This window comes from Polaromonas sp. CF318 (assembly GCF_000282655.1).
Lineage (GTDB): Bacteria > Pseudomonadota > Gammaproteobacteria > Burkholderiales > Burkholderiaceae_C > Polaromonas.
On sequence record NZ_AKIV01000064.1, the window covers coordinates 18,498 to 31,765 of the forward strand.

A 13,268-nucleotide genomic window follows, 5' to 3' on the forward strand; every position below is an offset into this window, starting at 1 on the left:
GTCTTTACACTCACCGTCCATCCTAAAAAATCCACCGTATGGCGCGGCTCGCGAAGTCCCGCGGCAAGATCGCCCGTAGACTGGGCGATCGATGACCAGAACCAGAAAAACGCTTCGCCATCCCATCTCGCAGATGGCCCTCGCCTTTGCCGCCGGCATGTTGCTGGGGCACTTCTTCCCTTCAGCCGGCGCACTGATGAAACCCTTGAGCGACGGCTTTCTGCGCCTGGTCGGCATGCTGATCGGCGTGCTGATTTTTTGCCTGGTGGTATCAGGCATCGCCGGCATGCGCAACCGGCTGCAGGCCACGCAAGTGGGCGTCAAGGCTTTCTTCTATTTCGAGGCCATGGCGGCGCTTTCGCTGGCGGCGGGCATTGTGGGCGCCCTGCTGCTGGCGCCCGGCAAGGGATTCGCCCCGGTTTTTACCGCCGAGGCCGCGCAGCACGCGGCGCCCGCGCCGGCCACGCAAAGCGCGAGCGGCTTTTTGCTCGACATCATTCCCTCGACATTCACCAGCGCCTTCACCGGCAACAGCATTCTGCAGGTCCTGCTGCTGGCGCTGCTGACGGGCATCGCGCTGGCGCGCGTAGGCGAGCGCGGCCGCGGCCTGCTGGAGCTCATAGAAGGCGTGCAGCAGGTGTTCTACGGCATGGTCGGCATGATCCTGAAGCTGGCGCCGCTGGCCGCCTTCGGCGCCGTGGCTTTCATGATAGGCCGCTACGGCATATCCTCGGCGCTGCCACTGCTGCATTTTCTCGCCGCAATCTACCTCGTCAGCATCTTGTTCGTCTTCGTCGTGATGGGCCTGGTCGCGCGTGCCGCCGGCTGCAACATCTTCCGCCTGGTCGCCTATGTGAAGGAAGAGCTGATGCTGGTCTTTTTCACCAGCTCATCGATCGCCGCCCTGCCGGGCCTGGTCGAGAAGCTGGAAAAAATGGGCTGCGCCAAACCGGTGGTGCGCCTGATGCTGCCGGCCGGCTACAGCTTCAACCTGAACGGCAGCACTCTTTACATCGCGATGGCCGCGGTCTTCCTGGCACAGGTGGCGCATGTCGACCTGGGGTTCTGGCAGCTGCTGTCGCTGCTGGGCATCATGATGCTGACATCCAAGAGCGCCGCCAGCGTCGCCGGTTCGTCCTTCGTGGCCCTAGCCGCGACGCTGGCCAGCCTGAACCTGATTCCCCTGGCCGGCATGGTCTTGCTGCTGGGTGTGGAGCGGCTGATGAAATGCCGTTCCCTCACCAACGTGATCGGCAATTGTGTGGCCTGTATCGCCGTCTGCGCCTGGGAAAAAGCGCTGGACCGCCAGGCCATGCATCAGGCCCTGTCGGGCAAGGACCTCCCGGCCGCCGCCAACCAGATCTGATGCAGGCGATCGCCCAGGCACTCCGAGCGGCCCAGGAACAAGGCGTCCAGGCATTCGGGCCGCTCCAGCCGGCGGTATAGCGCGGCCCGCTCCGTGTAGTGGTCGGCCATGCGGATGGCGGCCGCGACGTAATCCTCCACGCTGGCGGCGATGCTCCAGTCCGGCAGGCCCAGGCGCCGGAACAGCGCCTCGTCGATATGCTCGAACACCTCGGGGCCCGTCTTGCACACACCGGGCAGGCCGACCGTCATCGCGTCGGTGATGCCGTTGGTGTTGCCGAAGGGGAAAGGACTCAGGAACATGTCGCAGCGGCTGAAGATGGCGAGGTAGTCCGGATAGGGCTGGTGGGCGTAGACCTCGGCGTCCGGCAGGTAGCGGCGTATCACCCTTCTCACCTGCGGGTAGATCAGGCCGGTCGCCTGCCCGATCAGGAAATGAAAGCGCACCTGCTTGCGCGAGCCGGCGCGTATCTTCTGGCAGGCCAGCAGGAACTTCGGGTTGAGCTTCATGGTGGTCGAGGCCACGGCGATGTTGACCACGGGCGAGTCCTGCCGCGGCGGCCGTGCCAGCGAGACCTCGATGGCGGACGGCCGGTAAGGCTGCCCGTCCTTCGGCAGGCGCAGCAGGGTTTCGCTGAAGCAGGCCGGATCGCCGACAAAGTCGTCCTCCACGCTGATGTAGTCGATGCGGTCGGAGTGCGTGGTGGCGGGATGGCCCAGCGCGGCCACCTGCACGGGCGCCAGGCGCTGGTTGGCCGCGAACATGGTGATGGGAAACATGCCGACGCTGGGCATGTAGAACACGGCGGGCTTGAGGGCGCAGGCCAGCGTGTGCAGCTGGCGCAGGCAGGCGATCATGTCGTTGGGCGCCTCGAAATCCACGACCTCGTCGAACACCGCCCGGCCCAGCTCGTCGATATTGCCGGGGTAGGCGACGGCCACCAGGTAGAAGTGCCGGCGCGCGGCCTCCATGCTCCTGGAATGCGTGCGGTAAATCGAATGCCCGCCGGAAAACCACTCGAGCAGCACCAGCATGACCGGCTTGTCCGCGCTGGCCGGGGTCAAGGCGGGCGGCACGCGAGCCAGGCCCAGCGCGTCCAGCTTCTTGCGGATCAAGCGGTTGATGGGGCGCTTGATTTCATGGCGGCCGGGCAGGTCGGCGTAGCTGCAATGCATGTACACGTCGTGCAGGATGCCCAGCGGCAGCAGGTCCAGTGTTTCGATTTCCTCGAGATGATCGGGCAGCCAGGCCAGCAAGGCCTCGCGCTTGGAATGCGCGGCGGGTGAGCCCAGAAAACGCGGCGAGAGCAAGGCCGTGAACAGCGCGGCGGCCAGCTTTTTGTTCTGCCGCCACAGCAGCTCCGCGTCCAACGGAATTTCCGATTCGGGCGAGTACAGGATGCAGAACTTCACCAGGTTCTGCTCGCTCACATGAAACTCCGGCGCGCCGGGGCCCAGGAAGTTAAGCGACTTCAGGATGTGGTCGCAATGGACGAAGGCGCTGGCGGCGAAGAGCGCCGAGAGCCAGCGCTGGAAGTTGATGAACTGGCCGAAGCCGCCGGGGGTGACGTGAAAGCTCGGGTCGGAAAACAGGGCCGAGATGGCGCTGGTGATGCGGGTCAGACCGTGCGCGTCGCGCTCCTGCGCGCCTATGGCGGCCGACAGGCTGAGCGCGAAGTTGCCGTCCAGGTTGCCGTAGTTCCTGTCTATGAGCAGCAGGAGCTTGACCAGCTCGCGAGCGGCCGGCTCCTGCTGCCGCGAGTAGCACAGGTATTCGAAGTTCTCCAGCGAAAAAACGTCCTCAGCCATGGCACCCCCTTGCGTCAACGGCCCGGGCGGGCAGCGCCAGTATCGCCGTTGCCGACGCCGGGCTCACTGGAACAGCCCGGAAAAAGTGCGGTCCAGCCGGTCCTGGGCGAGCGCGAGTTTTTCCTCCTGCGCCTTGAGCCAGGCGGCATCCTGTTCCATCCGGCTCTTCTCGGCCGCGAGCATCCTGGCGGTCTCCGCGCGCTGCGGGCCGCCCAGGCCCTTGCTCGAGGCCAGCATGTTCTGCGCGGTCAGCGAAGCCTGGTAGCGCTCCTGCGTCAGCGGGAATTCCGTACGCGGGAACTTGAAGGTTTTGACCGCTTCGGCATACAGCTGCCTCACGGTATCAAAGGGAATCTCGGCGGGCTTGAGCTTGTGGGCGCGCCCGTGGTTGACCAGTTCCGAGGCGAAATGGTGGCCGACACGGAAGGGGACGTCGGCGTCCCGCTGCAGGATGTCGGCCAGCTCGGTGGTGGTGGAATAGTCGGCTTCGACTTCCTGCAGGGCGCGGCTGCGGTCGATGACGAGGTTGTTCATCAGGTCGGCCAGCTTCACAAAGGCATCGGTCGTGAGCTCCAGGGTTTTTTCGACCTGGTCGCGCTTGTAGTCGGGCATGCCGGGCGTGACGTTGTGCGCCTCCAGCTGGTAGGTGAAGGCGCGGCCCACCACCTCGCTGGCCTGCAGCCGCAGCGTGTTGAGGGCATAGGGGTTGCGCTTTTGCGGCATGATGCTGCTCGTGCCGGTGAGCCGTCCTTCCCGGATGGTGATCCAGGGAGCGGTCTGGTGGTACTGGGTGTGCATGTCCTGCACCAGCACGCCCATCATCAGTGCCGCGTTGCTGCACAGGCCCACCAGTTCCACACCCTGGTCCAGCGCGCCGAGCTGGGCCGCGTCGTAGGAGTTTTCCAGCGCGCCGTCAAAACCCAGCAGTTCCGCCAGTCGCTCACGGTTGACCGGAAAGCTCGAGGTGCCGAGCACACCCGCGCCCAGCGGGCTCAGGTTGAGGCGCGCGTAGGCTTCCTTCAGGCGCGCGCTGTCGCGCCCGAAAACCGAGGCGAAGGCCAGCAGGTAGTGCGCGTAGGTGGTGGGCTGGGCCTGCACGCCATTGGTATAGGCCGGCACGATGGTGTCCAGGTTTTTCTCGGCCACGGCCAGCAGCTGCGCTTTCGACTGGATCATCGCGGCCATCAGGGCCAGCGCGCGCTCGCGCTGCATCAGGCGCCGCGTGGTGGACAGCATGTCCTGGCGGCTGCGGCCTGAATGCATGCGCGAGCCGTCCGGGCCGGCCAGCGCCAGGATCAGCGGTTCATACTGCAGATAGTCCCCCGGGCGCTTGGCGCCGGGCTGGTTGCCGTTCCTGATCACCTGGTCGACCGCCCGCGCGATTTTTTTGCCGAGCTCGGGCGGGACGATCCGGGTCTCCACCACCATCACAGTGGAGGCCTTGTTCATCTCACCGAGGAAATGGAAATTGTCGTGCTCGACCTTCCCGGGGGTTTTGTCCGCGGCGACGGCCGCCCCGCACAGCGATGCCAGCAGCAACGCAAGCAGCACCAGCCGCCCGGTGCGGCGCGGCGGCATGAAGCGGATGGTCGCCGCCGTGGACGCGGGCTCAAGGCGTCGCATCGTCTTTGCCCGCGGCGGATGCGTTGAGATCGGCGCCGGGCGACAGCACGGAAATGGTGAGCCTGTCCGTGCCGGTTCCGGGGGGCGGCGTCGCGATGTCGCCCGCCAGCGGCGCCATCCAGTCGCCGCCGGCCATTTCGGTCTGCAGCGCGGCGGTGGCGGCGGCCGACGCCGTGCTGGTCAGGCTGTTGTTGATGGTGCCGCCCAGGCTGCGCAGCACGGTGCCGGAGCCGGTGGCGGCAATCGTCGTGACATCCGAGGACTGGCTGAAGGCCTGCCCGTTAGGCGCGCTGGCGCTGATGAGCAGCAGGCCGTTCTCCACCTGCAGCTTGTTGGTGCCGCCGTCTATGCGCACGCCGTAGCTGCCGCCCGAGCCCGAAACGCGCAGGCTGCCGTCGCCGCCCGTGCTGACGGTGTTGAAGGCATTGGGGCTGCTGCCGACGATGGAGAGCCCCTCGCCGGATCCGGCGGTCGTCGCCTGGATGTCGATGTCGCCGCTGCCCGAGGTGATGCTGACGCCGTTGGCGGCGCCCGAGGCCGCACTGCGCAGCAGGACCGCCGGCGCGGTGGAGGCCGCGCCGCTGTTGCCCGTGACCGAGAGCTTGCCCGACACCGTGGAGATGGCGGCGGAACTGGTCGCCGTGGAAGGGTAGATGGTGACACCGCTGCCGTAGGTGGAACTGCCGGCCACGCTCACCGTACCGCTGCCGGTGGCGCGTATGACGTTGTTGCCGGTCAGCACGCCCACGCCGTCGCCGTAGACACTGCTGCCGGTGATCGCGAGCGCGCCGTTCTCGACGCTGACCAGCGCCTTGCCGCCGCCGTAGATGCTGACCCCGTTGCCCTGGTCGGCGGCATTGCCGACCAGCGTCACATTACCGGCGCCCGTGGTCTGGATGCGGTTGGCGACGTTCTGGATGGCGATGCCGTGGTCCAGCTCGCCGACGTTGGGTGAGTGGAAGTTGCCGACCAGCATGATGTTGCCGCCCTGAGAGGCAATGTTGTTGACCGAGTTGGTGCTCGAAGCGCTGCCGCCCAGCGAGATGGCGTCCGAGGTGCCTATGGAGTCGCCGCGGAAGGTGATGTCACCGCTTACGGTGGTGACGCTGACACCGTTCGAGTTGCCGGTGGAGTTCAGGAAGATGCCGTAGCCGCCGAAACTGCTGGTGCTGTTGCCGTTGACGGCGATGGCGCCACTGCCGGTGCTGATGTTGATCGCCGCATTGGCACCGGAGGGCGCGATGTCGACGCCTCGGCCCGAATAACTGGTGCCATCCAGCGTCAGCGCACCCGACTGCGTGCCCAGGTTGATGCTGGCGTAGGTGCCGCTGGCATCCAGCGACACGGCCTTGAACGAGCCGGTGGTCGGATTGACCACGCTGTTGTTGGCCAGCAGCTTGAGCGCGCCGGCGGTGCTGCTGATGTTGACCCTGGAGGCGGTGGCCGCGCTGGCGCCGCTGCCCGAACTCAGCAGCCCCAGCGCGGGCGTGGTGCCGCCCGAGGTGTTGCCGGCCACCGTGATGGCGCCGTCCGAGAAAATGCTGATGGAGGATCCCGAGCCCGTCGAATTGAGCACCGTGCCGTAGCTGCCGGTGCTGCTTCCGCCCAGCGTGATCGCACCGCCGGCCGTGGCATTGAGCACCACGCCGCCGGTGCCCGAGGCCGCCAGGTAAACGCCGCGGCCGGAACCGGCAAAGCCGTTGGAATTGGCCTGCACGGTCAGGTTGCCGCTGCCCACGGTGAGTTGCTGCGAGGAGGTGCTGGCGGTCGAGCAGATCAGCACGCCAAAGCCGGAAGTCGCGTTGCCCCTGATCGTCAGGTCGCCGGAGCCGCTGGCAGCCAGGGTGTTGTTGGTGCTGAAGATGCGCGTGCCGTTGCCGCTGCCCAGGTTGGTGCTGTCCACCGTGATGGAGCCGGCGCCGCTGGTCAGAACATTGCTGCCGCCGGTGAGCACAAAGGCGTCGCCGGTTCCGCTGGCGCTGGCGACGTTGGCCAGGATGGCGATGTTGCCGCCGCCGGCATTGAGCGTAGAGCCGGAGATATTCACCGCGCTGGTGCTGGAGCTTGTCGAGGTGGAGGCGCCGCGTATCGTGATGTTGCCGCCGCTGGTGCTCAGCATGCTGCCCCCGGTGATTGCCACGCCCGAGGCGCCGCTCTGGTTGGTGGCGGCATAGCCGGTCAGCGGATTGGTGCCGCCGCTGATGGTGATGGACCCGCCGTTGGTGCTGATGGTGCTGCCCGTCAGGGCCACCGAGCCGTTGCCGTTGTTGGCGAAATTGGAGGATAGCGTGACGTTGAGGCTCTTGCCGGTGCCGTTGGAGATGGTGCGACTGCCGATGATGATGTTGCGGTGCGCCTGCAGGGTCAGCGAGGCATTGCCAACCCCCTTGACGTTGTCCAGCACGTTGATGTCGCCCGAGGTGCCGCCGACGGCGGAGGTCAGGACAATCACGTTGGCGCCTTCGGACAGCGACGCGTTGAGGACGGCCGAGCTCAGGTTGGAGCTGGCCGCGCCGCTGGAGGTGAAGGGCGAGCTCGAGGTCGCACCGACGCTTGCCGTGCTTGTGATGTTGATGTTGTAGGGATCTATCAGCCAGGTGCCGCCCTTGCCGGAGGCCGCGCTGATGTCCACCGAGCCCGTCGCGTCCAGGTGGTGGCCCGAGGTCTCGACCAGGCCGCCGCTGCCGGTTTGGCCGCCGCCCAGCACGGTGATGCCACCATGAAAGCGCGTGCTGTCGGTGGACCACAGGATGACTTTGCCGCCGTCGCCGCTGCTGATCGCGTCGGCGTGGATGCGGGCGTCTTCGCCCATGAAAGTCCCGACGGCCTGGCGCTCGGCGCCGCTGCCCTGGTAGTTGCCGCCGACCAGCACGGTGCCGCCGCCGGCGTCGCCCGAGGCGTCGATGCGCGCGCCGTCGAACACGCCGACGTACTGGCCCAGGGCCTTGAAGCTGCCGCCGGTTTCGCCGGCGCCGCGGCCCGAGACATCGACACGGCCGCTCACCGCGACGACACCCGCGCCGCCGCCGTCGAGCAGCACGGCGCCGTTGCGACGCTGCAGGCTGGTCGCCTCGATCACGCCCTCGTTGTTGACCACATTGGACAGCAGCGCGTCGCCGGAGCGCGCCGACATGACGACCACGCCGCCGTTGGCCTTGAGCAGGCCCTGGTTCACCACGCTGGCGCCCAGCGAAGGGTCGCTGACCTGCATATTGATCAGGCCGTCGCCATTGAAGTCCAGCGTGACTTTTTCGCCGGCGCCCAGCATGACGCTGCCCAGGCGGGCCGTGATGCTGCCCTCGTTGCGCACCTGCGCGCCCAGCAAGGCCACGTAACCGCCGTCGGCCGCGACGATGCTGCCCTGGTTGATCACGGCGCCGCCCGAGCCGCCGGCTTCAAAACGGTTGTTGCCGGCCATGAAGCTGGCGTCGGAGAGGTTCAGCGAGCTGGCCACCAGGCCGCCGACGTTGACGGCCGAGCCCTGGCCGAACAGGATGCCCGAGGGGTTGATCAGGTAGACCTGCCCGTTGGCATTGAGCTGGCCCATGATCTGCGAGGCGTCGCTGGAGGTGACGCGGTTGAGCGCCACCGACGAGGCCGAGGGCTGCGCGAAATTGACCCTGGCCGCGCTGCCGATGTTGAAGGTGTTCCAGGTGGCGGCCATGCGGTCGCTGCCTTGCACCACGTTCATGACGTTGCCGCTCTGGCTGATGCTGCCGCTGCCGGCCGTGACCTGGCCGTTGGTCGGCAGGGCGCCGGGGTCCAGCGCATACGCCCGCAGCGGATAGATGCTGCACAGCGCCGACAGGATGGCGGCCGTCAGCGGCGTCAGCGCCGGGCGGTGTTTACGGGCCGAATGCATGGAAAAAGCCGGGGAAGGTTGGTGTGTCATGGCGAGCCCCTCAGAATGTGTAGTTGATACCGACACCGATAGCGCGAATCGTGGTGCCGACGCCGGAGGTACCGAACACGCCGGCGACGGCGTAGTTGTAGTTGGCCAGCGGCTGGTTGCGCAGCACCACGTACTGGCCGAAGATCCTGACCTGCTTGCTCCAGTTGTAGGAAAAGCCGATGGCCTGGGAGGTCGCGCCCATGCCGTCGGTGGAGCAGGTCACGCCGTTGCCGGAAATCATGGTGCAGTCGCCCGCGAAGGCCTTGGCATGGCTGGCGCGCAGTTGCCAGGCGCCTATCTTGTGGGTGACGCCGACCATGTAGGCGCGGCGGCGGTAGCTGGACATGTCGCTGGAGGTGACGCTGGTGTTGACGACGCCGGATTCGGCATAGCGCAGCTCGTCGGCGATCAGCGAGACCTTGGTGTCGCCGAAGTCGTAGGCCACGCCGTAGCGCACGCTGTAGTCGTCCGACGTGGTGCCCTGCGTGACGTGGGTATTGGTGCCGACGCCGCGCGCGTTGCGGCCCAGGCTGGCGATGCCGAAGTAGTTGATGTGCTGCTCGGCGGCCACCACGGCGGAGAAGCCGCCGTTCTCATAGGACAGGCTGCCGCCGTAGAGGTAGCCGGTGTCCACGTCGGGCGCGGCCTTCATGCCGTTGTTCGAATACGCCAGCTTGAGCTGGAAGCCGTTCATCTTCGGCGTCCAGTAGCCGTACATGCCGGCCTGGCGGCGGTTGAAGGCGGTATCGTCGTTGTTGTTCACCGCCGCCGTGCCTACGGGCCCCGAGTTCCGGGCGATGCTGGTGGCGAAACCCGGCGAGCCGATGATGTTGTAGTGGGCCGCGCTGGTGGTGCCGCCGAAGGGGTCGAAGGAAGAGGTGCTTTCCTTGAGAGGCATATCCCAGTTACCGTACATTGCGGTGCCGGCGTCGGGATGGGCGACGGCCACGCCGGTGTTGCGCAGCTCCTGCCGGTGCGTCCAGTCCGGCGAGGCGTCCACGCCCGCGGCGCCCGCGCTCAGCGACAGGCCCAGCTCCAGCTGCCACAGCAGCTTCCACTGCTCGTAAATCGGGATGCCGCCGCGCGCGCCTACATAAGAAACGTTGTCGCGCGCGCGCCAGAAGCCCGACATATTGCGCCCGTTGGGCGTGGCCAACCTGCTCTGGTCGGCGGGCGCCGCGGGCGTGGAGTCCGAGCGGCTCACGTATTCGGGGATGATGCCCAGCGAGCCGTAAAACAGCATGCCGTCCTGCGCTTCCTCGAAGTCCTCGCCGCGGTTGCCGCCGCTGCTGCTGGAGGCCAGGCCGGTGAAGGCCTGGGGCGACCCCGAGACCGACAGCCACAGGCGGCGCGCGCTTTTCGGTTCGCTGGTCGGGTTGACGCCGGGCGACATCGCGATGCTCGCATTGAACACCAGGTCCTTGTTGTAGACATTCAGGCCCACGCCGTAGCCGTAGCGGCTCGCGCGGTTTTCGCTGGCGTCCCAGGGCTTTTTGTTGATGGTCACGCGCCCCGCGTCGGCGAACAGCGCGCCTTCCACCACCGAGTTGCCGACGACGCCCAGGGTCTTGCGCAACTCCAGCCGGGCCAGCATGCCCTGGTCGCCGGCGGCCTCGCCGGCCGGGTAGGCGCGCACGCCATTGGAGCCGCCCAGGCTCATTTTTTCCGACGCGTCCAGGTTCTTGTCGGCATACTGCGCGCTGACGGAGCCCAGCAGGGAGAAGCCGCCGCCCAGTTGCTGCTGGCGGCTGAACGACAGGTTGAGTTTTTTGTAGTCGCCGGCCGCATTGGCCGTGAAGCGGTCCAGCGCGGCGTCGTTGGCGGTTTCTTTTTTCAGGTGGCCCATGCCCACGCGTGCGTTCCAGCTGTTGCCGGCCGGCGCGCCCGCCCAATCGTCGCGCCAGTCGCCGGACAAGCCCGCGCTCAGCACATGGGCGGATTTATCGACGGTGGTGCCGCCTGTGGTGTCCTGGAAATGCCGGTATTCCGCCGCCAGCGAGGCGTTGATGTTGGCACGCCGGCTGCGCAGCAGCGCGGCGTTGAGGAACAGCGTGCTGATGCGGGCTTCGCCGCTGGCCTGGACCTCCTTGAGGTTTTTGCCGATGTTGTACTGCAGGCCCGCGAAGTTCGCGCCCACCGTCAGGCCCGTCGTGCCCAAAGGCTGCTGGTAGCCGACGCCGGCGATGCGCAGGCCTTCAAAAGTCTGCTGCGTGTTGAAGCTGAAGCTTTCGCCCATGCCCAGCGCGTCGTTGAGGCTCAGGTTGGCGGACAGGCGATTGGCGCCCGTGTAAAAGCTGCCGCCGTTGTCTATGCTCACGCGCGCGGTGATCGCGCTCATCTCGCTGAGCTTGACGATGACATCGGTGGCTCCCGGCTCCGCCGACGGGCGCAGCACCGCCTTGACCGTCATGCCGGCGATGTCGGACAGGCGCAGCAGCGTATTTTCCAGGTCGCTTTCCTGGATCACCTCGCCCGGCTGCAGCCCCGCGAGGTGCCGGCCTATCAGCTCCGGGTTCAGGCGCACATTGGCGTCGGGCTCGGCCACCACCCGGCCAATGACACCTTCACGGATGCCGAGGGCGACCACACCGCCCTGTATTTCCTGGGCGGGCAGGTAGGCGCGCGCCACCAGGTAGCCGCGCGCGCGGTAATGGGCCGTGATCTTGGCGGCGGCCTTTCCCAGCCCGGCGAAGTCCAGCTCGCGGCCGACAAACTCCTGCAGTTCGGCCTGCAGCTCGGGAGCCGGCAGGGACCGGTTGCCGCTCAGCACAAAGCCGGTGACCTGCACGCCCGGCCCGCCCGCGGAAAGGCCCTGGCCCTCATCGCTGCCTTCCGTTTCTTTCTCGATGCGCGCGGGGCGCTGCACGGCGGCCGGCGCGCCGCTGGTTTCCGCGGGCGACAGCTGCTGCCGGTTCGCGTCGAACAGGGTGCCGGCGCTGGGCGGCGTTTGCGCGTGGACGGCAAATGGCACGGTGAGGGGCGCGGCGGCCAGCATCGCGCAGATCTGCGACGCGAGGATTTTTTGCCGGGGCGCGGCAAGGTGTGAGGATTTCATGGTGTCGTTTTCTGTCTTGTTGTTGTGTTCACGCCGTGGGGCCTTCTTCTGTTTTTTCTTCTTGCGCCCGCGTTTCGGCGTGTCCCTGTTTTTCCCTGTGTGTCCTTGTGCTGTCCCTGCTCTTCGCTAGTTGCCGGCGGCCTGGAAAATTTTTGCGGCGACGTCACGCGATTCAAAAATTTCGGCCGCCTCGTGGCCGGCGTCCGGCACCACCATGACCGCGCGCGCCACGGGCGTGCTCCACTTGCGGGCCAAAAATTGTTCGTAGCGCATGTAGTTCCTGTGCCGGTTCAGGCGGTCCGTGCCCTGCATGGCGGCGCCGCAGGATTTGTCGAGGGACTCGTAGGCCGGGTCGTTGTCCTGCGCGCCCACCAGGTAGAGGACTTCGCGCGCCGCATAGCGCTTGAACAGCTGTTCGCCGTCCAGGCCCTGGCCGTAGGGAACCATGTTGCCCAGGCCGTAGCGGAAATTGTTGTAGCCGGGGCAGAGGATGCTGTTCACCGGCTTGAAGTCGTCGCCCTCGGGACGGTTGGCGTCCAGGTACAGATAGGAGGACGGGCTGGAGACCACATAACGCACGCGTATGCCCGCCTTGCGCAGCGCCTCCTCGCTGTTGTTCAGCACGGCATAACGCTGCATCAGCTGGCCGCCGGCCGAGTGGCCGATAAAAACGATTTCCTTGAGCACGGGGAACCGTTTGCCAGCGCTCAGGTAGCGGGCGATGTCGTCGAGCACGCCGCAGGAGTTGATGGCCTCCTTGCCGCGGGACTCCTGGCACTGCATCCAGTTGCCGCCGCGCCAGAGCGGAATCCGGCCGTCCGGCGACGGGTCCGACGCCGTCAGGAAGTGGGGCACCAGCAACACGGTGCTGGATGCGTCCAGCCGCGCGGCCTGCAGCAGCCCCAGGCCCACGCCGAAGTAGCGGTCGGCATCGCGCTGCACGCCATGCACAAAAACCACGGCGCGCTGGATGCCGGGGTCCGGCCGTCGCAGGTCGATGTTGGAATAAACCGCAAAGGGATACGACGTGCCCGCGGTTTCCAGGTCAATCACCTGCTCCCGGGGCGGCTCGCCGCCGGCCTTGTCGGCCGCGGCAAAAAGGCGCACACAGAGGAAGGCCAGCCCCATGGCCACCACGACTTGTAACCACCTATTGCGAATGCACGTCATATCGGATCCCACCTTGTCGAAAACATGTGCATCGACAAGGCCTCACGCTTCGTGCCCGAATGCCGGTTTCCCGGCTATATGCGGCACAAATGGATCACGGATCCAGCGTTTCCTTGACGAGCTTTTTGCTGGCGACTGGGAGCGGCAATCTGTAACAACTTGCAAATCCCAGCGCTGTTTTCGGCGATTCTAGGAAGGCATGTGCAGCATGTAAAATATCTTGATTCGCGATAGTTGATACTTTTAAAGTATCCAACAAAGGGGTATCTCCCCCTTCCCATGGGCGGGAAAGCCCGCCAACGCCACGCGGGCGCCGCATGCGGTCGAAATACAACGTGTAAAAAAACCGCGGGC

The 13,268-nt window shown here is 66.4% G+C and carries 6 protein-coding genes; 1 reads left to right on the plus strand and 5 read right to left on the minus strand.

Annotated features, from left to right (window positions below):
- Positions 1–91 precede the first annotated feature (91 nt).
- On the plus strand, positions 92–1,366 hold the full coding sequence (locus PMI15_RS12120; RefSeq protein ID WP_157214605.1) for a cation:dicarboxylate symporter family transporter: 1,275 nt from the start codon (positions 92–94) through the stop codon (positions 1,364–1,366).
- On the opposite strand, the gene PMI15_RS12125 is transcribed toward PMI15_RS12120, so the two are convergent.
- The 5 genes from PMI15_RS12125 to PMI15_RS12145 form a co-directional block, all read right to left on the minus strand.
- The gene (locus PMI15_RS12125; protein WP_007868893.1) at positions 1,318–3,174 is read right to left on the minus strand and encodes a hypothetical protein; all 1,857 of its coding nucleotides are present in this window, start codon (positions 3,172–3,174) and stop codon (positions 1,318–1,320) included. The two genes, PMI15_RS12120 and PMI15_RS12125, sit on opposite strands and share 49 nt — an antisense overlap.
- 63 nt (positions 3,175–3,237) lie before the next feature.
- On the minus strand, positions 3,238–4,797 hold the full coding sequence (locus PMI15_RS12130; protein ID WP_007868895.1) for a lyase family protein: 1,560 nt from the start codon (positions 4,795–4,797) through the stop codon (positions 3,238–3,240).
- On the minus strand, positions 4,784–8,689 hold the full coding sequence (locus tag PMI15_RS12135; protein ID WP_007868898.1) for a filamentous hemagglutinin N-terminal domain-containing protein: 3,906 nt from the start codon (positions 8,687–8,689) through the stop codon (positions 4,784–4,786). The genes PMI15_RS12130 and PMI15_RS12135 overlap by 14 nt, the downstream gene beginning before the upstream one ends.
- Positions 8,690–8,699: 10 nt before the next feature.
- Complete coding sequence (locus tag PMI15_RS12140) at positions 8,700–11,744, minus strand: ShlB/FhaC/HecB family hemolysin secretion/activation protein (RefSeq protein ID WP_007868900.1); 3,045 nt, start codon at positions 11,742–11,744, stop codon at positions 8,700–8,702.
- Between the two features lie 126 nt (positions 11,745–11,870).
- Entirely contained in the window at positions 11,871–12,914 is a 1,044-nt protein-coding gene (locus PMI15_RS12145; protein ID WP_007868902.1) for an alpha/beta fold hydrolase, read from the minus strand.
- Positions 12,915–13,268: the final 354 nt, after the last annotated feature.